The sequence below is a fragment of the Vibrio sp. V15_P4S5T153 genome, from assembly GCF_963874485.1.
In the GTDB taxonomy this organism is placed as follows: domain Bacteria; phylum Pseudomonadota; class Gammaproteobacteria; order Enterobacterales; family Vibrionaceae; genus Vibrio; species Vibrio anguillarum.
The window spans coordinates 7,135-26,213 of sequence record NZ_CAWNHR010000004.1 but is presented as its reverse complement, the minus strand read 5'-3'; the positions used below and the strand labels follow the sequence as shown (position 1 = coordinate 26,213).

The following is a 19,079-nucleotide window of genomic DNA, read 5'->3' as shown; positions in this document are numbered from 1 at the left end:
GCATCTCCGGGCATCTATCGCGGATTGCTTTGGGCATTCTATTTTAGTGACGACAGCAGAAGGCGATCAGCGAGAGATTATTGGGTACATACAAAGTGCAAAGCGCGGTGAGCACACTGTGTATCGTTTACTTACTGATGAAGTGTTACCAGAGCAATGCAGTACGGTTTATAGAGATAAGCCGTATATGTTGGTTTATGAGATGCCTGTTAAATCAACCGGCACGGATAGCCAGATCACACGCGAGTATGTGATGGTGCAAAAAGGCAGAGGGGCGCGTGGTGATGGCTGGTCTGAATACCAATAGCAATCGACTTTTGTTGGATACGGAATTTATCCGCAAATACGAAGCGTTTGAAAAAGAGATCCCGAAAGCGGTTCAACGCGCGGCCACACTCACCAACCGTTGGCTAAGAGCTGTGACAATGGCCGAGCTAGGCTATGAGCTGAAAATCGACAACAAGGCGCTGCGTTCTCGTTTTCGTAATTACAAAAATGGGCGCATTTCAAAGCTGTGGATCGGTGTGAATGAGATTGGCGTACACCGAACCGGCAAGCCGACTCAAAACAAGCTTGGCGTTCGTGTTGGCAGTGAGTTTTATGAAGGTGCGTTTATTTCACGTATGCAGAGCGATGAGCTGCTTGTGTTTCGACGTACTGGAAAACAAAGAAGCAGCATTGAGCTGGTCACCGTCGATATCTCTGCGGATACGGAAGAGATCATCAATAACTATTTGCCTGACATTAATCGTAAGTTTGAGGAGTTCTTCCACCGTGAGTTCAGAAACGTTCTTTCGCTCGCCGCGTGAGTGGGTTGAAAAAGTGATTGCTCATTTAGAGCAAGCATTAAACATTGAAATTAAATCAACTTACACGCGCAGCCCTGATGAGTTAACGAGCACGAAGATTAGCTATTTAGTGGGTGAGGCAGAGCCAGTACGCAGTTATTCAAACGATGGTCGCCACATTCACGATATTGAGCTGAGGTTCTTGATTGAGGTTCCCACATCAATGGCTGACTTTGACCTTGAAGCGCTTGATGCATCGACACGCATTGATCGTGAGCTGCTTAATGAGTTCTTTGGTGAAAGTGATGATTGCGAAGAAGCGATCCCAGTTTCAAATAACCCAAGCCGCTTCCAACCGGAGCTTGGTGTGTTTGCCAGAACCGTGACCATGAAACAACGGATACGCATGGGCCCAGTTGATGAAGTGTATGCCGTACTTGTGGGAGTAAACACCAATGAATGCAATAAAGCGCATTATTGCACTGGAGAACGAACTGCGTGCAGTGCGTGAAGTGTTAGCCGAAACCAACCGCCGATTAGCCAACATCATCCGTCTTGGAACCGTTGAAAGCGCTCATGAGCGGTCGGTCAATGTTAAAACAGGTGCGAATCTCGCCAAGAACGTGCCTTTTTTTGTGCCTGCCGCGGGGCGAGTGCGTCATTACCGACGCCCAACGGTCGGTGAGCAGTGCATTTTAATTAACATCGGCGACGGTGATAACTTAAACAATGCAGTATCACTAATGGGCTTACGCTCTAACCAATTTTCTTTCCCAACCTTAAAAGAAAATGAAGTGATGACGGATTACGGCGGCGGCATGACCGAGTTGTATAACCTCGATAAAGGTTCGATCACTTGCAATTATCCCGGCGGCATGTTTTTGACTTGTGATATTTGGCAGGATGGTCACTTTGAGGCGACTGGTGAAGTTAAAGATCACACAAGAACAATGCAGGAAGACCGCGACATCTTCAATGGGCACGATCATCTATCACCTGAGACTAAAGCACCGACAAGTAAACCAAGGCAAAAACAATGATTGCGATTAATCAAGAAACTGGTTTAACCGTTACAGGGCTAGAAGCGTTGGGTTGTCGTGTTAAGCGAGTATTGACTACTCAAGTTGGCTCTCGAATTAAGCGACGAACATTTGGTAATCGCGCTATTGAACGACTAGGAAAAAATCAAAGCCCATCAGAAGGGATGATTGTGCAAAATCTTTCCATAGCAGCACTCACGGATGCTAATAATCAGCTCGTTGGTCTAGTAATTGAACAGTGCCAAGCCATTCCGACTGCAAGGGGGTTTTTGGTCACAGTTGTAGGTAAGTGGAATGGTGAATCTATTCGAACGAGTGTAACGATATGACAACACAATATGATCGCCCTAAAGCGTTTCAAGAGCCCGATTTTGAAACGTTGCTCGCTGAGTATGTTGCGTTTGCTGTAGAGCACTGCGCAGCCAGCGATGCAGAGAAAGCCGTTTATTTGCAAGAGGCGTTGACTAATGACAGTGAATTACTCGCGCAGGTGCTGCAAGCTTTGGTGCTGAAATACATTGCTGATACCCGTGAAAAAAACTACTGGGCGCTGCAGATGTTTCGCAAGTTCGTGACCGAAAGCGACATGGTGGATTTAATGGCGCTGCAGTACAACTTAAAGCGCCAAGTCTTACAGCTAGAAGATACCTCCGTGTTTCCACCTAAACCCGCTGTGTTTGAGTCTAATGATGATCTCTTACGTCGCTTTGATTTAGCGCCGTACCAGTTCCATACCACCGGAACTCGGTTAGGTTACCGCTTCCACGCGTTAACTTTGGACGAGCGGCCTGTGATCAAGATTGAGTCGGAAGCGGACGCGGTGGTTGTGCGCTATGAATTTCCGAAAGCGGCTCAACCCGCTCTTGTGAAAGATGCGCAGGCCAGAATGACCGAGCCGAATTCTGGCAAGGTTTCGGTCGCGATTCTTAGCCGTGAAACCGCCAACGGCATTCCGAGTGCCGCGCTACTTGAACGCACGAGCAAGTATTTAAACCGTGACGACATTGCTCAAGAAAGTGATGAGATCACCACAAAAGCCGCGACACCCATTCCCTATACGATCAGCGTTGTGCTCTATACCGGCGCAAATCCAAATAATCATGTCACCAAAGCTCAGGCGCAACAAACAGGAATGGCCTTTGCTGAGCGCAAGCATCGCTTAGAGGAAGTGATTGATGTTGAAGAGATCGGCCACGAGTTCTACGAACTGGGTGTGAAGCGAGTGAAGGTGTTAGAGCCTGCTGCTGATGTGGTGTGCCAATGGGATGAAGCGCCGCATTGTACTGAGGTGATCATTGATGTTAGAGCAGAATAAGTTTGTTAGCGTTCAACCTGACAACCGAACGCTCATCGAAGAGTCATTAGAATACGCATGGGCGCGTATTTTAGCGCGAGCAACTAACCCTTACCCAAATTTAAAGAACCCACAGTTAACCGCTGATGAGTTCGTTGTGCTACTCGCGGGTGAGCGCGGCGTTGCAGACTGGCAACCTACCGACACGATAGTGCAGCAACGCAAAACGACGGATAAAGCCTTCCCGATTCATAGTAAGGCGGGAACTCGCACTGGATTAAAATCAGCGCTTTTTGCACTAGGGTTTGATGCGGAAATTCAAAAGGCAGACCTTCCATATTCTATACAGATCACATCGTGGTCTGGTGATGGCATTGGTAATGATGTACTTAGCCGAGTTTACTCAAGAACTGTGCAGTATAAGAGTGAGCGAGATTCGTTTTCAATCCGCGTGGGGATTAAATCGCAGGGTTCGATTTTCTTTGGGGGCGCTGTTGTTAGCGCACCCAAGGCTATTGTGGGTCCTTGGGTTCCTCCGATGATTAAATCAGCAGGAAAGATATACACAGGCGGAGCCGTAATCGCGGCAATGAGAGTAGTTGCAACATGAATGAATTAATCAATAGCGGTGTTATTTTAACAACTCGTGGTCAAGAGTTAATCGAAAATGCAGCCGCCACAGGTCGAGATATTCAATTAAAACAGTTTGGTGTCGGAGATGGTGGTAGTGATGCGTTTAATCCCTCATATGACGAACTTAAAGCGCTCACTGTAGTTCCCGGTGAGTGGGACAGGCGCAACTTAAATACAATAGAGCCAATACAAACGGGTGGTTATACCGTCGAAGGATTAGTACCCCATGACGTTGGTGAAGGTCGCTGGGTAAGAATATTTGGTATTTACACGACTGATAATCAGTTGATGTATGTATTTTTATACCCATTTTGGCAAAAGCCACATAATAACGGCAATCTTTTAATAGAACTGCCGTTTAAAGCCTCTATAGGTGTTTCAGATTCGGCAAATTTTACGCTTGTTATTGATCCATCATTGGTTGCTGCAACACAGCAATTTGTGAGAACGCAAGATAAAGCGCACGTTGAAGAAGCCCACCCACACAAACAGTATGCGTTAGCTACTACTCATCTCGTTTTGTCTTCTGATCAATCTCAAATAGTAAAACTTGGTGCTGTGAATGTGTTTACAAGTTACGCACAAATTCCACTGCCGCCCGCAGAAGATGGGGCTTGGTTTGTTGCTGTCGTCCACAGCAGTGTGGATTTGAAAGCAGGAGAGTGTGCATATCTGGCTCATGAAAGTGAGCAGATTAATCATGCGGATTCTCCGGTGCCAAAAGTGTGGTTTATTAAGACGAATCAAGAGTTTCGATTCATCAGAATTAATGGGGAGTGGTGTGTATGAGCGCTGGTATGCTGGGTTCTTCATCATCGACTTATTTAAAAGTAGTTGACACAGTAAACTTGAAAGGCGATTTGCAAAACTATCCATTAAATCAATGGAAGAAAGTCTTTGAATTAAAAGGTAAGTATCTTATTACGATGCTTTATTTCATCCCAGGGCAAGCTAGCTCCGCAAGATTTAGAATTACAGTCGATGGTGCGAGTTTTGAAAAAGACTTTGGATATATTAATTCAAATAACCAAGGGTTCCTGTATTTCGTTTATCCAGTGCTGTCGAATCTAAATCAAAATGATAACTCTGCTTATCTGCAAGAAATGTATGTAGATAAAAGCATAAAAATCGAAGTGATGCAGACGACTCGATATGAAATTAACTATGCCCAAGCGCATTTAAAAGCAGCACTGATTGAAATTGGAGAGATTGAGTCGTGAAAATTGAAGTTTTTCGTAAAAACGCTTGGGTACAAGATACGCCGAACGTTGGAGAGCTGTGCAGAATTACGCACCCAACAGGGCATGTAATCGAAACAACGTATCAAGGTGAGCATGTGGCATCAGATGTGCCAGAACTCATCCCGGTCGTGATCACTTCTGTTCAAGGCGCATCGACTGTCAGCAGCGACTTTACCAAAATCACTGTTACCGAAGGCAGTACAATTATGGTCAGCGGTACGCTGGCCATCTCGGATAAAACGTTCGTGACTCCGATTGAACAAGAGAACATCTCAACAGGTGAAGTGAGCACGCTCTACAAAGAAATTGCGGTCATTGACGGCGCTTTCAGCGTTGAGTTGACGCTGCCAGTGGGTAAGTACCGAATCACGCAAGAACTAATGAATGCGGAATTGCCTCAGCCAGCGTTTAGCCTTGAGTCAATTGAGATTTACATTACGATTTAATCGTATCAACTTACGCTAAACCTAAACCTAAACCTAAACCTAAACCCGCTGCGGCGGGTTTTTTATTGGAGCTAGCTAATGGCGACACCCACAAAGCTGCAAAAGTCAAAAACTCAGAACTACCCGATATTACAGCCGTTTCGATTGAACGGCGTATGGGTTAGCCCTGATTACGAGAATAACAAAACCGTCCCGCTCTTACCTGCTCAAGCTTCCATGCTGCTACTGAATGGCAAGGTGGGCAAACCCGGAACCCAAGCGAAAGCGACTGTTGCTGAAAAAGCGGCAGAGACAACCGCAAAACAAGAGGGCAAATAATGCTTTCACCGATCAATGATTTTGAACTCAATGGCGTTGAAGTCAAAACGATTGAGCCGTTACCGAGTATGGGCCCGCTTGCGCTGCAGGTGGTTCATTTAACTGGTACAGCGCCAAATAAGAATACGGCCATTACTTATAATGAAGCAACGCGGCTTTGGAACTACTCGCACGCTATGATGATGCTTGATACCACAGGCGATCGCGAGGGTACGCTTCCTAACTTGGTGCGCTATTTACTCGAGTACGTGAAGTGCATCGTCTACGTTACCGTAGTTGAAGACACTGGCGTTGTTGCAACCACGGAAGCAAATGTGATTGGTGGTATTGATAGTACAACAGGCGCAGTCACTGGCTTGCAAACCATCAAAGCATGCGCTGAAACGCCTACCATTATTGCTGCCCCCGGTTTCAATTCAAAAGCGCTTGGTCAAGCGTTAGCGCTGATCGGTCGCGATGTGCGTTGTCGCCCTGTGCTTGATGGCCCTAACACCAACGACATGGCTGCCGCTGAATTTGCTGCCGAGTTTGGCGCTGAGGGAACCGGCGAAGATAAGTTATCCATAATCGACCCTTGGTTCTTGAAAACTTACGATGGCGCTCAGGTATTAATGCCAGCCTCGATTGCGTTGGTTTCTGCTATGGCATCGGTTGAAGGGTATGAAAGCCCCCAAAACCGCGCTGTGCTGTGTGATGAAACATCACGCAACGTGTCCTATAAGATCAACGATAAAACCACGCAAGCTAACTTCTTAAACAAGCATGGCGTAGTAACCATTGCGCGCACGCGCATGGGGGGCTATTCGATCATCGGTAACCGCACCAATACGGGACGCTTTATCAGCCACGTTGGCTTAGAAGATCTCATGGCTCGTAAGCTTGAAGAGACAAGTCAGCCCCTCATGGGCAAGCAGCTTACTGAAGCGTTCATGAACCAGGTGATTGATCGCTTAACTAACTGGGGACAAAACCTAGTCGCTAAAGAAGTCATTCCGGTGTTTAAAGCATTTCTGCACCCTGACAAGAACAACCTTGAGAACTACACCTCAGGGCGTTGGTTCTTGTGTGTGAACTACGGTCGCTATTCTCCGAACGAACATATGGTGTACGAGATGAGCGTTGATAATGGCTTAATTGAAGCGTGGCTAGAGGAGGTTGTTAATGGCTGATCGTATTCGCATTCGACTCACGGCATTGGTTGAATCCGTGCCGCTCATGAATGAAATCGTGGAATTCACCCCACCTGACATTAAAAGCAAAGTTGCCAACAACGAAGGTGGCTTTGTGATGTCGGAAGATGTCGTTGGTTTTGAAGCACTCAAGTGGACGATGAAGGTTCACGGTGATCACCGTGCTCTACAAAATGCGCTGGGTAAGTTCTTTATGGATAACGCCCAGGTCAACATTACTGAGCAAGGAAAACACACCGATGGCGCGAAGTACAAAGAAGAGTTTTCATTGTATGGGCCGATCACAAACATCAAGAAAGACGCGTTAAAAATGGGCGAAAAGCCCACGGTAACAATCGAAGGTACTTGCAAAGCTTATAAGCTCATCGATACAGGCACTGTGGTTCACGATATCAATGTTGCTACTGGGAAAACCATTGTTGGTGGCGCTGATTTAATGGGCCTCGCGGGTATTTAATTCTCTAAATCATTAATGAGACCTCTCCATTGTGGGAGGTCTTTTTTTGGGGTTTCAACATGGACAAAATCAGTATTCTTAAGTTTTTTAGTTGGGATGCGGCAAAAAGCAAAGCACTAGAAGCTCGCCTGTTAGAGCTGAAAAATAAGCTTAAGCAGATCACGACTGATGCGAGTGAAGATGAGATAGCCGCACTGCAGCGTGAAACGGACAGCGTACAAAAAGAAGCGCAAGCGCTCAGAACCGTTAAGCTAAAAATCATTTCAACCGCCAGCTTTAAAGCGTTGCCGCACATTAAGCTGATTGAAATGACACCAAAGCAGGAGTTTGAACAGCGCAAAGCCGTGATTCTTCATTGTGCTGAGATAACACTTGAGAAATTCAACACACTGCATACGCCCGATTTCCTTCAACTTTATTCAGACATTATTGAGTTTATTTTAACTCCCAGTGATGAGCTTCAAGGCAAAAAGCTAAGTGGTGATCGCTTTGAGTTTGACTTGCTTGATCCGTTTGAAAATGAAGCGGGCGAGAAGTTTGCGCGGATTAAATTCCAAGTGCCTAAAGTATCTCATTCCGAAGCATTGGCGAAAATTGAAGATGATGAAGAAATTGAAGCTGATGAAGAACGTGAAGATTTCATGTTTCGCGTGGTGACTGGGCTGCAAAAAGCGGACTTTCAATACCTCTCTTTACGTGATTACTTGGCGCTAAAACCGCAGGTGGGCGCTTTTTTTCAACAATCGGCGGCATTCTTTCACCCCGCGACGTTGAATCTTTAATCGACCTTATTCCTATGCACCGTAATACATCTGAATCTGAGTTGCTTCAATGGGCTCAAGACGTTGCGGTGCGTCGTTATGAGTTGATTTTGTCAAAACTCGGAGCGCGCAATGGCGGATAAGATCAGCTTAGTCCTTGATACTACGGTGAAAGGGTTAGAGGACATTGTTTCTACTACTTCGGCGGCTGAACGTTTAACGGCGGCAATTTCTAAGCAGCGCAGTGAGGTGATCTCTCTTAATTCTCAATTGAAAAAGGTTGAGGGTTATCAGTCCGCTATTAAGCGTATGGAAAAGCTGAGGGAGCAATCTAAACAAGCTGAGCTGAGTGTTTCGGAGCTTGGTAAGCAGCTTGAAGAAAATAAGGCTCAGGCGACTGGCCTGCGTGTCGCTTATAGCCAAACGCAAGCAGAGATCAAAGGGCTTAATAGCCAACTTAAAAAAGCGTCAGGTGATGGTGCTGAGCGCTTAAAGGTTCAATTACACCAAGCGCAAAACCGCTTGGAGTCGTTAAACCTTGAGATGCACCAAGGTAAGGTTCGCACTTCTGATCTGAACTCGGCCTATAAAAAAGCGACGCAGCGCGTTGCTGAGCTGACGGATAAGCAAACGAAGCAGCGCGATAAATTGCGCGGCCTTGGGGCAGTACTGAAAGAGTCGGGTATTAATACTCGGCGTCTGGGTGATGAGCAGCAGCGCTTAGAGCAGAAAGCAGAAAAAGCAACCGCCGCTATTGCGAAGCAAAATGCACGCATGAAAGAGATGCAGGCTATTCAGTCGCGCATTGATGGACGCAGTGCGAAGTTAGGTGAGATAGGCAGTCAGGCAACATCACTAGCGATCGCCGCTGCGCCAGTTGCCGCGACGGTTTGGAGTGCAGTTAAAAACGAATCTTCTTTTGCTGATGTGAAGAAGGTAGTGAATATGTCGCCTGAAGAGGCGGCGCAAATGCGGCAGTGGTCGTTAAAAACTCAAGCTTCTAAAGAAGGCGGCGGGTTAAACGCGAATGACCTGAATGCGATGCTTGCCGCTGGTGGCCGTTCTGGCATCAAAGACCCTAATGATTTAAAGCAGTTTGTTTTGGATTCAGCGGTAATGGGCGTGGCTTTTGATATGGAAGCGTCGCAAGCGGGTAAGACACTGTCTGATTTTAAGGCCGCTTTAAACTTAGATCAAAAAGGTGCGATGAATTTAGCGGGTATGGTGAATTACATATCCAACGATTCAAATATGGACCCTAAGCAGCTTGCTAACGTGATGGCGCGCGAGGGGGCGACCGCGAAACTGGCAGGTTTCACCAATAATGACACTGCAGCGTTGGCTACCACCATGATTGCAACGGGCATGGGAGACGAACGAGTTTCAACGGCGGTAAAGAATATCTCAGGTCGTTTAACAATGGGGGATGCGGCCTCAAGTACCCAGAAAAGAGCTCTTTCTTCCATTGGGTTCGATTCTGCTTCTTTGGCGGCGTCAATGCAAGATGATGCGGCGGGCAGTTTGCTTGACGTGTTAGAAGCGATTAAGTCTGCACCTCTGGAAGAGCAAAGCGCGTTGATTTCACAGATTTTCGGTGAAGAGGTAAAAGGCGCGGTGGCGGCTTTGGCGGGAAATACGAAAGAGTTTGTTCGCTTGCGTAAGTTGGCCAATGAGTCAGAAGAAGTCCACCTTAAATCACTGCAAGGTGAGTTTAATTCACGTATTGCGACGAGTGAAATAGGCATTCAGCTTTTCATTAATAAGCTGAATCGGTTGAGTGTGATCGTCGGTACTGCGCTGCTTCCTGCGTTGAACTGGGTTTTACAACCGCTCGGTAATGCCGTTGACATGGTGAGCAATTTTGCAGAAGCCAACCAAGGTTTAACAGCTGCTGTGGGTATTGGCGTTGCTGCGTTGATCACATTGAAAGGTGTGATGCTTGCGGGCAAAGCCGCCTCGCTTATTTTTGGCAACACGCTCGATAAGAGTCGCTTGTTTCGTAAAGGTCTAAACCGTGAAACGAATGAGAGCGGTCGCGCTGCGCAGTTTGCGGCTAAGCAGTTTAGCCGGCTAAATCGCACTTTGATGGAGTCGGGTGGTGGTGCTCGTTCTGGCCGTGGCGGTCGCGGTGGATCGGCAGGTCGTCGCTCGCGCCCTAGTTCTCGTGTTCGCTCTCGTAATCCTTTGGCTCGTGCTTACAACTTTGCTTCAACGGCTTTCACTGCAAAACGCGGTGCGCTTCCGCTTGCTTTGGGTGGGGGCGCTTTGGCGATGACTCCGGCCATGGCCATGGCGCAAGATGCGCTTGATATTGGTGGTGATGTTGCTGAGGGCTTAGGGAAAGGCGGGCTGAATAAATTGATTAGGCCGCTTTCAATGGCGATCTCTACGGCGAATATCGCTACCGCTTTGGTGGATGGTGACACTAAAGGAGCGATCACCGAGGGAGGTGGTTTACTTGGTGGTTTGGGTGGCGCGAGTTTGGGTGCGGCGATTGGCACCGCCATTTTGCCCGGTGTTGGCACGGTGATCGGCGGTTTAGCCGGTTCATTTTTGGGTGACTATGGTGGTGAGCTGTTAGGTGGTTGGTTTGGCGATAAACTGACGAATCCGCCAGATAAGCTGATGGCTTCTAGTGACGTTCAATCGAAGATTGAGGAAAAGGAACGACAAGAGTCGGTGGCACGCTCGCTTCCTCCTATCCAAATATCAACGCCCATTTATGCTGCGCCGGGCATGGATGAACAAAAGCTCGCTTCTCTGGCTCGACAAGAAGTAGCGAATGCGCTTCAGCAGCAGTTTGGCAGTCTATCTGGGCTTTCTATTGATGATTCTTTGTCTATTTCTGCGATTGATCGGAGTTAGTTATGCACCACATCGTGATCGGTGAGTTTGTCTTTGCAGTGGGGGATAAAACCCCCATTAGCAAAATGGATCGGGTAAGCAATGGAGCCTACTCGGAAGTGTCGGTGATGGATGGAAGTAAATCGGAATTTACGGGGCAACCCCTCGATTCTATTGATATTACAGCTAAGTGGACTCGATATGGCGCGGCTAAAAGTGTGGACGCGCTGAGGGCTTTGATTCTTGCTCCGCAGCAAGTGAGTGATGGACAAGGTTTTAACCTAGGCAAGTGGACGATTAAGCAGATCAAAGAGGGCCGTTCTGAACTTGTCCATGATGGACGTGCGATGGTGACCGAGGTTTCTTTACAACTGATGGAGTTTCGTTAATGCGGGTACAAGCTAAGGCGGGGTATTTGGTGGCTGATTTGTTGTTCAAGCATGCGGGGCAAGATGGAGATCGGATCGAGGCGGAGTTTTACCGCCTCAATCCCCATGTTCGCGGTGATGTTTTTCCACAGGATTGTTCTGTGATTATCCCTGAAGTGAATGTGAATAAACGTTCTATTGGTGTTACGCGGAGTTGGGACTGATGTTGAGAATCGAAGGAAAAAACGCTGAGCTCATGATGGGCTTATTGAAGAGTTGGCAGCTCACAGATGGCAATGGGGTGGAAGGAGACTACCTTTCCATGGCTATTTTTTCAGATGATATTGATGGCATTCCCCCAAAGGGTGAGAAATATCAAGTCTATTTAGGTGATGTATTTCGTGATGAATTCCAGATTTCTAAGCGATCAGCAAGTTTGCACCCACGTGAGATCCGCATTGTACTGAGCGTGGCCCCCTTTAATATCAAAGATTCAACGGGTTATCGTGCCAAGAAGTCGTCAAGCTGGAATGATTCGACCTTGACGCAAGTCGTTTCTGACTGTGTTACCCCTCATGGGTTTTCGGTTTTTGTTCATCCTCGATTACAAAATATTAAAATCGAGCATGTCGATCGTACTGATGAGAGTGCATCTGCTTTTGTGTATCGCTTAGCCAAACAATACGATGCCGCTGCGAAGATTGTTGATGGTGTGTATGTGATAGCGCCGAAAGGTGAAGCTTCAAGCGCAAGTGGTAAAAAGATTGAGACTATTACGTTGTCACTTCCTGATATTACGGAGGAGAAGGGCTCGGCTGACTTTTTGAATGTTGAGGTCGAACTTGATGGGCGTGATGACTTCAACGGCGTTAAGTCTTTTTATTTAACGACGGATTCTGGTGAGCGATTGGAAGTTTTTGCGGGAAATGAGCCGTTCAAAGTGATCAGCAAGGACTGCAGTAACCGAACTGACGCAGAGCAAGTTTGTTTAACCGAGCTAAGACGAATTCAACGAGAGGGGCGGAAACTGACGATCAGCGGGCCACCTAACCTGCGCGCTTTTGCTGAGGGGGTTGTGGTTCTGGATGATTCTTTTCCTAAAGCATTTCGCGGGGAATGCTCTATTGATTCGGTTAATTTTTCTGGGCGTGGTCGCCAGCCTAGCTCTATGACTATTCAAGCAACGTTATTGGGGGCGTGATGGGGATTCGTTTAAATCAAAAGGCACTGATTTCTCAAACCATCAAGTGCAAAATCTCAGACGCAAAGATCCGACAATATGCCAAAGACCCAAGAGTACAAAGGCTGAAAGATGAGCGTTTCTCTTTGTATTTTATGTACAGAAAAGATCGTAGTAAAGGGAGTTGGCAGCTTATTTCATATAAAAATGGTTGTCAGATGAGCCAAGTGTTTGCGAGTTATCCTCAAACGTCAGCACAAAAAGCAACACAACTGGTTAAGCTAAACGTCGAAACAGGCACTTCGTTGATAGAGCACGACTATTTCCCATCAGTGAATCATCTTTTGGAATGGCATATCAAACGCCAAGAAACACTTAACAAGTTGGCTAATAGCCGAATTATTGCTTTGAAAAGTATGTTTGACTCTCATTTATGCCGATGCTTTGAAGGTCTCAGTGTAGATAAACTTAACCATTCCGAAATCGATGAACGGTTAATTGTTCCGATGCTTGGTGCAAACTATTCGTTGAGCTACGTTCGCAGCATGTTTCAGTTCGTTAAAGTCGCTTTTCGTTCTGCTTATGAGGTGAAAAAACTCAGCACTAATCCAATGAACGATATGAAATGGACCAACTTCATTAAGCAACCCATCAAGCCAAAACCACCCAAATTATTGCCACTTAATACCTTACCAACTTTAGAACAAATTGGATCTTCCCAGCCAATGAATCATGCCTTGTGCGTAATGATGCTTTATCACGGTACTCGTATAGGCGAAACACGATTAGCCAAATGGCGGCATATTAATTTGGAAACCAAGCAGTGGCATATTCCGGCACGTAACACCAAGTCAAAGAAAGACATTGTGTATCCGCTTTCGGATGAAATGGTTGAATACTTGGCATCATACAAACAATGGCAGTTGAGCCAATACTACAAAGGGAACAACGTATTTCCTTTGACCAAGCGTGACAAATCACCGATTCATGCCGCACTAGCCAGTCAGATGGTACGTGAAGTTAGCAAAAGTGAATGGTCTGCACATGATCTTAGAAAGCTAGCTCGCACAATATGGGCTGACTTAGGTGTGGATTACCTAGTTGCTGAGTCTCTGCTCAACCACGCTAAAGACAAATTGGATGTGGTTTATATCCACACTCATGTTGAATTACAGAAGAAAAACGCTCTAAACACCTACCACAACTGGTTAAAAAACTGCTGGCGAACCTGTCAAGCAACTACAAATTTATCTTCGGTCTTTCACTAAAAAGATCTTCTAAATCAGATCGTAATTTCATTCTCATTGACTATTAAAGAGGAGTAGAAAATCGTGGGATTTTTATGCCAAAACGAGCCAATAAACGAGGCTCTTATAACTGCTGCGCGTATAGCACCACATCAAGTGGCATTAGTTAAACTAAGCAAGACTCAGCTTAAAGTGCTGAGTTCAATTCGATGGGGCGAAGAGGTTACTTCGTCACAGATTGCTGACAGGTTGGATCTTTCTGAGAGCTGGGCAAGTACGTTGTTAAAACAATTAGGTTCAAAGTTGTTTCTTAAGAGACGTAGTGCCATAAGACAAAATGGCGGTATTGAGTTTGTTTATGCGCTTCACTCATAACGTTAGTAATGGGTAAAAGGTACTTTCTAGTCCTTTGTGGTTGCAAACGAGGGGAACCCTCGGGAAATAAAAATTTTTCACCCCTCTAAGGCACCACCAACAACGCTTCTTGTTCGATTAAGAAACAGCGATTTACTTACTGCGTGATGAGTAACGCATTATGTATATCTTTATGGATAGATAAGTCTGCTGCAGAGTTTTGGTGGCTTGCCGTTTAGAATTCTTCATTTTAGTCAGTTAAAAATGCATGCTTGATTATGAAGTTTTTTTAATGAATACATTGTGATTTTAAATCTATCCATTAGAATGCTGCTTGTTACATTGTGCGGTGCATCCGTATTTGTACCTGACATTGTACCAATTTACTTAATATTTCCATCATTAAACTCTAACCGTTTGATTTTAATGAAAAACAAACTTAGCAAGTGTTGCTTGGTATGCAACACCACTGTAAGGATTATACATGCCTATTATTACTCTTCCTGACGGCAGTCAACGTCATTTTGAACACCCAGTATCGACAATGGAAGTTGCAGCTTCTATCGGCCCTGGTCTTGCAAAAGCAACGATCGCAGGCCGTGTCGATGGTGTGCGCGTCGATGCGTGCGATCTTATCGAAAATGATGCTAGCCTTGAAATTATAACGACAAAAGATGAAGTTGATGGTTTAGAGATCGTACGCCACTCTTGTGCGCACTTACTTGGCCATGCATTAAAGCAACTTTATCCACAAGCCAAAATGGCGATTGGTCCGACGATCGACAGCGGCTTCTACTATGATATCGATCTTGAGCAATCACTCACGCAAGATGATTTAGAGCAAATCGAAAAGCGCATGAAAGAGCTTGCCAAGACAAAATATCAAGTTGTCAAAAAGAAAGTCAGTTGGCAGGAAGCCCGTGATGCTTTTGAAGCTCGCGGTGAAACATACAAGATGGAAATCTTGGATCAGAACGTGGCTCGTGATGACAGACCAGGTCTATACCATCATGAAGAATACATTGACATGTGTCGTGGTCCTCACGTACCTAACATGAGCTTCTGCCAACACTTTACCCTGCTTAGCATTGCTGGCGCGTACTGGCGTGGTAACAGTGATAACAAGATGCTACAGCGCATCTATGGTACGGCATTCCATGACAAGAAAGCACTTCAAGCCCATTTAACGCGTTTAGAAGAAGCGGCTAAACGTGACCATCGTAAAATTGGTAAGCAACTCGATCTATTCCATATGCAGCAAGAAGCTCCAGGGATGGTATTCTGGCACCATAACGGTTGGTCTATATTCCGTGATCTTGAAGTGTTCATTCGCCAAAAACTCAGTGAGTACGACTACCAAGAAGTAAAAGGTCCATTAATGATGGACCGAGTTCTATGGGAGCGTTCTGGTCACTGGGATAAATATGCGGATGCCATGTTCACGACGTCATCTGAAAACCGTGAATATGCAATTAAACCGATGAACTGCCCAGGCCACGTTCAAATATTTAATCAAGGTTTGAAATCATACCGTGATCTGCCATTGCGTATGGCTGAGTTTGGATCTTGCCACCGCAATGAACCATCAGGTTCATTACATGGTATTATGCGTGTTCGTGGCTTTACTCAAGATGACGCCCATATTTTCTGTACCGAAGATCAAATTCAACAAGAAGTGACATCTTGTATCAAGATGGTCTACGACACCTACACGACGTTCGGTTTTGATAACATCGTTGTTAAGCTGTCTACACGCCCAGAAAAACGTGTTGGTAGTGATGAAATTTGGGATAAATCGGAAGAAGCATTAAAGCTTTCACTGCAGGCAATGGATATCCCATTTGAAATTCAAGAAGGTGAAGGCGCATTCTACGGCCCTAAAATTGAATTTACTTTGCATGATTGCTTAGATCGTGCGTGGCAATGTGGTACAGTGCAGCTGGATTTCAATTTACCTGCTCGTCTAGGCGCGACATATGTTGGCGAAAGTAACGAGCGTCTTGTTCCGGTTATGATTCACCGTGCAATTTTGGGTTCACTTGAGCGCTTTATCGGTATCCTTATCGAAGAGTATGCAGGTTTCTTCCCTACGTGGTTAGCGCCGGAACAAGCGGTAATTATGAACATTACTGATAAACAGTCAGTTTACGCTCAGGAAGTAGCACAAAAACTACAAAAATGTGGAATTAGAGCCAAAGCAGACTTGAGAAATGAGAAGATTGGCTTTAAAATCCGCGAACACACTTTAAAGCGTGTACCGTATATGCTTGTTTGTGGTGACCAAGAGATGGAAGCCGGAGAGATCGCAGTACGTACCCGCAGGGGCAAGGACTTAGGTAAATTTAAATTGGATGACTTTATTGCGTATATCCAAGCCGAAGTTTCTAGCCGTAAGCTCAATCTGGAGGAATAAACTATTAAAGGCGGAAGACGTGGCCAACAGCCGGCCAAACCAAACCAGCACCGTTTAAACGGTGAAATTCGTGGCGTTCGTGAAGTTCGTTTAACTGGCGCAGATGGTGAATCCGTTGGTGTTGTATCAATCAACGAAGCATTAGAAGCTGCTGTAGAAGCTGGTATGGATCTTGTAGAGATCAGCCCTAACGCCGAGCCACCAGTTTGTCGTGTGATGGACTATGGCAAGTTCCTCTTTGAAAAGAGCAAGACTGCTAAAGAGCAGAAGAAGAAGCAAAAACAGATCCAGATTAAGGAAATTAAATTCCGTCCTGGGACTGATATTGGAGACTATCAGGTAAAACTACGCAACCTGACCCGTTTCCTAGAAGAAGGCAACAAAGTGAAAGTTACTATTCGCTTCCGTGGCCGTGAGATGGCGCACCAAGACATCGGTGTCGATGTTCTTCATCGTTTGAAAGAGGATACTGCTGAAATTGCAGTAGTTGAGTCTTTCCCGAGTCGAATTGAAGCACGCCAGATGATCATGATGCTTGCCCCTAAAAAGAAGTAATTAACGGCTTACAAGTAATGAGACCTCGCCGTTGAAAGACGGTGGGGTGTTATTCGCCCTAATTACATGTTATTTAAACTACTACAATGCGGAGTTATTCATCATGCCTAAGATGAAAACCAACAAAGGTGCAGCTAAGCGTTTTAAGAAAACTGCTGGCGGTATTAAATTTAAGCACGCTACAAAACGTCATATCCTGACTAAGCGTACTACTAAGAACAAGCGTCAACTACGCCCTAACTCAATCCTTCCAAAATGTGAAGTGGCTGGTGTTATGCGCATGTTGCCATACGCTTAATTCTTTTTAGTTTATTTATCGTTTAGTTTAGGAGAAGCATAATGCCTCGCGTAAAACGTGGTGTACAAGCTCGTGCACGTCATAAGAAAGTTCTAAAACAAGCTAAAGGTTACTACGGAGCACGTTCACGTGTTTACCGCGTAGCTTTCCAAGCTGTAACCAAAGCTGGTCAATACGCTTACCGTGACCGTCGCACTAAAAAGCGTCAGTTCCGTCAGCTATGGATTGCGCGTATTAACGCAGCATCTCGTCAAAATGGTCTATCTTACAGCCGTTTCATTAACGGTCTTAAGAAAGCATCTATTGAGATCGATCGTAAGATCCTTGCTGATATCGCGGTATTCGACAAAGCTGCATTTGCAGTGCTTGTTGAAAAAGCAAAAACTGCTCTTTAATTTAGCAGTGAAGGTTTAAAGAAAAGGAGGGCAAGTATGCTCTCCTTTTTTATTGCGCTTATTTATAAGCGCGACAGTGGGCTTAATACACCGCTGGCGCCTCTATCCAGTACGTGAGTGTAAATCTGAGTTGTCTTTACATCACTATGCCCTAATTGTTCTTGTACTGTTCTAATGTCCGCTCCCGCTTCTAGCAAGTGTGTCGCAAAGCTATGCCTTAGCGTATGGCATGAAACTGACTTTTGTATCTCAGCATCATGAGCGGTTTTCCGAACTGCTCGCTGCAATGCCGACTCATTAATATGGTGCCTTCGTTTCAACCCACTATTCTCATCTAAGGTAAGTAAATTAGATGGGAACAAGTAGTGCCAATTAAACTCATAAGGAGCTGAAGGATATTTTTCTCGCAACGCATTGGGTAACCAGACTCCTCCATAACCTTTGGTTTGCATATCCTTATCATAGTAACGCTTAGCTAATGCTTGTTGCTCAGCTAGTTGTGGATAAAGCTCCTTAGCAAGTGTGACGGTGCGGTTTTTTCCTCCTTTTCCTTGCCATACCCGAACCGCACCATAATCTAAATCAATATCCTGTATTCGGAGTCTGACACATTCCATCAGCCGCAGCCCTGATCCGTATAAGAGCATAATTTGCAATTGATATCGTGGCTCAATATGTTCTAAAAACCGCTTAATTTCAGTTCTTGTCATCACTACTGGTAATTTCTGAGCAAGTTGAGATTTCTTGAAATTCATGCTAATTGATAGCGGTTCTTTAATGATTTCACGGTACAGAAAATGGAGAGAGTTAAGCGCTAACGCTTGTGTTTTCGCGGCTACTTTCCCATTAACAGCTAAGTCAGTTAAAAACATCTCAACTTCTTTACTACCCATTCTCATTGGATGTGTTTTGTTATTGAAGTAGATGAATCGTGTTATCCAGTGCAAATATGCCTCTATAGTTTTCTTTGCATAGTGTCGCGCTTGCATATACTCTTTAATGCTTAAAATAAATTGTGATTTCATATTTTCCCAACAAAATTGCCTGTTTTTATATACAGTATTGTTGTTTTTGGTTTAGTCAACAAACTAAGTTGCATAAAGTCGTCTAATGTGAAGTCTGACGCAGTTTTTATTCAACTAACAATCTGATTAAAAAGATTTATATGATAGATTTCTAATTATCAAAGTTCATGATAAGTGGCGGTAGCATGGTAAATTAGGTCGCATTTTGTTGTATAGATAGCGTTATGCTTAA

General features: G+C 45.2%; 24 protein-coding genes. 23 read left to right on the top strand and 1 reads right to left on the bottom strand.

Annotated features, from left to right (window positions below; all coding sequences use genetic code 11):
* The first annotated feature begins 46 nt into the window (after positions 1-46).
* The 23 genes from AACT42_RS00965 to rplT all read left to right on the top strand — a co-directional run bounded on the left by AACT42_RS00965 (position 47) and on the right by rplT (position 17,822).
* Positions 47-307, top strand: coding sequence for a hypothetical protein (locus AACT42_RS00965; RefSeq protein ID WP_237666826.1), 261 nt, complete (start codon positions 47-49; stop codon positions 305-307).
* Positions 285-809: a phage tail protein gene (locus tag AACT42_RS00960; protein WP_094133803.1), complete on the top strand. Its 525-nt coding sequence runs from the start codon at positions 285-287 to the stop codon at positions 807-809. The genes AACT42_RS00965 and AACT42_RS00960 overlap by 23 nt, the downstream gene beginning before the upstream one ends.
* Positions 775-1,299, top strand: coding sequence for a hypothetical protein (locus AACT42_RS00955; RefSeq protein ID WP_254918498.1), 525 nt, complete (start codon positions 775-777; stop codon positions 1,297-1,299). Before AACT42_RS00960 ends, AACT42_RS00955 begins: the two co-directional genes overlap by 35 nt.
* The gene (locus AACT42_RS00950) at positions 1,244-1,828 is read left to right on the top strand and encodes a phage baseplate assembly protein V (protein WP_094133802.1); all 585 of its coding nucleotides are present in this window, start codon (positions 1,244-1,246) and stop codon (positions 1,826-1,828) included. Before AACT42_RS00955 ends, AACT42_RS00950 begins: the two co-directional genes overlap by 56 nt.
* On the top strand, positions 1,825-2,157 hold the full coding sequence (locus AACT42_RS00945; RefSeq protein WP_094133801.1) for a phage baseplate protein: 333 nt from the start codon (positions 1,825-1,827) through the stop codon (positions 2,155-2,157). Before AACT42_RS00950 ends, AACT42_RS00945 begins: the two co-directional genes overlap by 4 nt.
* Positions 2,154-3,143, top strand: a complete 990-nt coding sequence (locus tag AACT42_RS00940; RefSeq protein ID WP_094133800.1) for a baseplate J/gp47 family protein — start codon at positions 2,154-2,156, stop codon at positions 3,141-3,143. Before AACT42_RS00945 ends, AACT42_RS00940 begins: the two co-directional genes overlap by 4 nt.
* Entirely contained in the window at positions 3,127-3,732 is a 606-nt protein-coding gene (locus AACT42_RS00935; RefSeq protein ID WP_094133799.1) for a phage tail protein, read from the top strand. Before AACT42_RS00940 ends, AACT42_RS00935 begins: the two co-directional genes overlap by 17 nt.
* Entirely contained in the window at positions 3,729-4,544 is an 816-nt protein-coding gene (locus tag AACT42_RS00930) for a phage tail-collar fiber domain-containing protein (RefSeq protein ID WP_094133798.1), read from the top strand. The genes AACT42_RS00935 and AACT42_RS00930 overlap by 4 nt, the downstream gene beginning before the upstream one ends.
* Entirely contained in the window at positions 4,541-4,975 is a 435-nt protein-coding gene (locus tag AACT42_RS00925) for a hypothetical protein (RefSeq protein ID WP_094133797.1), read from the top strand. Before AACT42_RS00930 ends, AACT42_RS00925 begins: the two co-directional genes overlap by 4 nt.
* A complete protein-coding gene (locus AACT42_RS00920; RefSeq protein ID WP_094133796.1) occupies positions 4,972-5,442 on the top strand; it encodes a hypothetical protein in 471 nt (156 codons plus the stop codon). Before AACT42_RS00925 ends, AACT42_RS00920 begins: the two co-directional genes overlap by 4 nt.
* 78 nt (positions 5,443-5,520) lie before the next feature.
* Positions 5,521-5,760, top strand: coding sequence for a hypothetical protein (locus AACT42_RS00915; RefSeq protein ID WP_094133795.1), 240 nt, complete (start codon positions 5,521-5,523; stop codon positions 5,758-5,760).
* On the top strand, positions 5,760-6,929 hold the full coding sequence (locus AACT42_RS00910; protein ID WP_094133794.1) for a phage tail protein: 1,170 nt from the start codon (positions 5,760-5,762) through the stop codon (positions 6,927-6,929). The genes AACT42_RS00915 and AACT42_RS00910 overlap by 1 nt, the downstream gene beginning before the upstream one ends.
* Positions 6,922-7,407 carry a phage major tail tube protein gene (locus AACT42_RS00905; protein ID WP_094133793.1) on the top strand — a complete coding sequence of 162 codons (486 nt, stop codon included), beginning with the start codon at positions 6,922-6,924 and terminating at the stop codon, positions 7,405-7,407. Before AACT42_RS00910 ends, AACT42_RS00905 begins: the two co-directional genes overlap by 8 nt.
* Positions 7,408-7,466: 59 nt before the next feature.
* Positions 7,467-8,189 (top strand): phage tail assembly protein, encoded by a 723-nt coding sequence (locus tag AACT42_RS00900; RefSeq protein ID WP_094133792.1) that lies wholly within the window; start codon positions 7,467-7,469, stop codon positions 8,187-8,189.
* A gap of 111 nt (positions 8,190-8,300) precedes the next feature.
* Positions 8,301-11,033, top strand: a complete 2,733-nt coding sequence (locus AACT42_RS00895) for a phage tail tape measure protein (protein WP_094133791.1) — start codon at positions 8,301-8,303, stop codon at positions 11,031-11,033.
* A gap of 2 nt (positions 11,034-11,035) precedes the next feature.
* Positions 11,036-11,401, top strand: coding sequence for a phage tail protein (locus AACT42_RS00890; RefSeq protein WP_017049014.1), 366 nt, complete (start codon positions 11,036-11,038; stop codon positions 11,399-11,401).
* Positions 11,401-11,604 carry a hypothetical protein gene (locus tag AACT42_RS00885; RefSeq protein ID WP_017043788.1) on the top strand — a complete coding sequence of 68 codons (204 nt, stop codon included), beginning with the start codon at positions 11,401-11,403 and terminating at the stop codon, positions 11,602-11,604. The genes AACT42_RS00890 and AACT42_RS00885 overlap by 1 nt, the downstream gene beginning before the upstream one ends.
* Entirely contained in the window at positions 11,604-12,581 is a 978-nt protein-coding gene (locus AACT42_RS00880; RefSeq protein ID WP_094133790.1) for a contractile injection system protein, VgrG/Pvc8 family, read from the top strand. Before AACT42_RS00885 ends, AACT42_RS00880 begins: the two co-directional genes overlap by 1 nt.
* Positions 12,581-13,828 carry a site-specific integrase gene (locus AACT42_RS00875; protein WP_064626822.1) on the top strand — a complete coding sequence of 416 codons (1,248 nt, stop codon included), beginning with the start codon at positions 12,581-12,583 and terminating at the stop codon, positions 13,826-13,828. The genes AACT42_RS00880 and AACT42_RS00875 overlap by 1 nt, the downstream gene beginning before the upstream one ends.
* An 817-nt stretch (positions 13,829-14,645) precedes the next feature.
* Positions 14,646-16,574 carry a threonine--tRNA ligase gene (gene thrS / locus AACT42_RS00870; protein ID WP_010319593.1) on the top strand — a complete coding sequence of 643 codons (1,929 nt, stop codon included), beginning with the start codon at positions 14,646-14,648 and terminating at the stop codon, positions 16,572-16,574.
* Positions 16,575-16,577: 3 nt separating this feature from the next.
* Positions 16,578-17,129 (top strand): translation initiation factor IF-3, encoded by a 552-nt coding sequence (gene infC / locus AACT42_RS00865; protein WP_080569453.1) that lies wholly within the window; start codon positions 16,578-16,580, stop codon positions 17,127-17,129.
* A 103-nt stretch (positions 17,130-17,232) separates the two neighbouring features.
* Positions 17,233-17,427 carry a 50S ribosomal protein L35 gene (gene rpmI, locus AACT42_RS00860; RefSeq protein ID WP_010319591.1) on the top strand — a complete coding sequence of 65 codons (195 nt, stop codon included), beginning with the start codon at positions 17,233-17,235 and terminating at the stop codon, positions 17,425-17,427.
* A gap of 41 nt (positions 17,428-17,468) precedes the next feature.
* Positions 17,469-17,822 carry a 50S ribosomal protein L20 gene (rplT, locus tag AACT42_RS00855; protein ID WP_010319590.1) on the top strand — a complete coding sequence of 118 codons (354 nt, stop codon included), beginning with the start codon at positions 17,469-17,471 and terminating at the stop codon, positions 17,820-17,822.
* Positions 17,823-17,884: 62 nt separating this feature from the next.
* Here the strand turns inward: rplT and AACT42_RS00850 are convergent, their stop codons facing one another.
* A complete protein-coding gene (locus tag AACT42_RS00850) occupies positions 17,885-18,847 on the bottom strand; it encodes an integron integrase (RefSeq protein WP_017043784.1) in 963 nt (320 codons plus the stop codon).
* Positions 18,848-19,079 lie beyond the last annotated feature (232 nt).

What these genes read in the sequence shown, in the direction of transcription:
- AACT42_RS00960 (WP_094133803.1), top strand. Translation starts at nt 285, where the DNA reads ATGGCTGGTCTGAATACCAATAGCAATCGACTTTTGTTGGATACGGAA.
- AACT42_RS00950 (WP_094133802.1), top strand. Translation starts at nt 1,244, where the DNA reads ATGAATGCAATAAAGCGCATTATTGCACTGGAGAACGAACTGCGTGCA.
- AACT42_RS00945 (WP_094133801.1), top strand. Translation starts at nt 1,825, where the DNA reads ATGATTGCGATTAATCAAGAAACTGGTTTAACCGTTACAGGGCTAGAA.
- AACT42_RS00940 (WP_094133800.1), top strand. Translation starts at nt 2,154, where the DNA reads ATGACAACACAATATGATCGCCCTAAAGCGTTTCAAGAGCCCGATTTT.
- AACT42_RS00935 (WP_094133799.1), top strand. Translation starts at nt 3,127, where the DNA reads ATGTTAGAGCAGAATAAGTTTGTTAGCGTTCAACCTGACAACCGAACG.
- AACT42_RS00930 (WP_094133798.1), top strand. Translation starts at nt 3,729, where the DNA reads ATGAATGAATTAATCAATAGCGGTGTTATTTTAACAACTCGTGGTCAA.
- AACT42_RS00925 (WP_094133797.1), top strand. Translation starts at nt 4,541, where the DNA reads ATGAGCGCTGGTATGCTGGGTTCTTCATCATCGACTTATTTAAAAGTA.
- AACT42_RS00915 (WP_094133795.1), top strand. Translation starts at nt 5,521, where the DNA reads ATGGCGACACCCACAAAGCTGCAAAAGTCAAAAACTCAGAACTACCCG.
- AACT42_RS00910 (WP_094133794.1), top strand. Translation starts at nt 5,760, where the DNA reads ATGCTTTCACCGATCAATGATTTTGAACTCAATGGCGTTGAAGTCAAA.
- AACT42_RS00905 (WP_094133793.1), top strand. Translation starts at nt 6,922, where the DNA reads ATGGCTGATCGTATTCGCATTCGACTCACGGCATTGGTTGAATCCGTG.
- AACT42_RS00900 (WP_094133792.1), top strand. Translation starts at nt 7,467, where the DNA reads ATGGACAAAATCAGTATTCTTAAGTTTTTTAGTTGGGATGCGGCAAAA.
- AACT42_RS00895 (WP_094133791.1), top strand. Translation starts at nt 8,301, where the DNA reads ATGGCGGATAAGATCAGCTTAGTCCTTGATACTACGGTGAAAGGGTTA.
- AACT42_RS00890 (WP_017049014.1), top strand. Translation starts at nt 11,036, where the DNA reads ATGCACCACATCGTGATCGGTGAGTTTGTCTTTGCAGTGGGGGATAAA.
- AACT42_RS00885 (WP_017043788.1), top strand. Translation starts at nt 11,401, where the DNA reads ATGCGGGTACAAGCTAAGGCGGGGTATTTGGTGGCTGATTTGTTGTTC.
- AACT42_RS00880 (WP_094133790.1), top strand. Translation starts at nt 11,604, where the DNA reads ATGTTGAGAATCGAAGGAAAAAACGCTGAGCTCATGATGGGCTTATTG.
- AACT42_RS00875 (WP_064626822.1), top strand. Translation starts at nt 12,581, where the DNA reads ATGGGGATTCGTTTAAATCAAAAGGCACTGATTTCTCAAACCATCAAG.
- thrS (WP_010319593.1), top strand. Translation starts at nt 14,646, where the DNA reads ATGCCTATTATTACTCTTCCTGACGGCAGTCAACGTCATTTTGAACAC.
- rpmI (WP_010319591.1), top strand. Translation starts at nt 17,233, where the DNA reads ATGCCTAAGATGAAAACCAACAAAGGTGCAGCTAAGCGTTTTAAGAAA.
- rplT (WP_010319590.1), top strand. Translation starts at nt 17,469, where the DNA reads ATGCCTCGCGTAAAACGTGGTGTACAAGCTCGTGCACGTCATAAGAAA.
- AACT42_RS00850 (WP_017043784.1), bottom strand. Translation starts at nt 18,847, where the DNA reads ATGAAATCACAATTTATTTTAAGCATTAAAGAGTATATGCAAGCGCGA.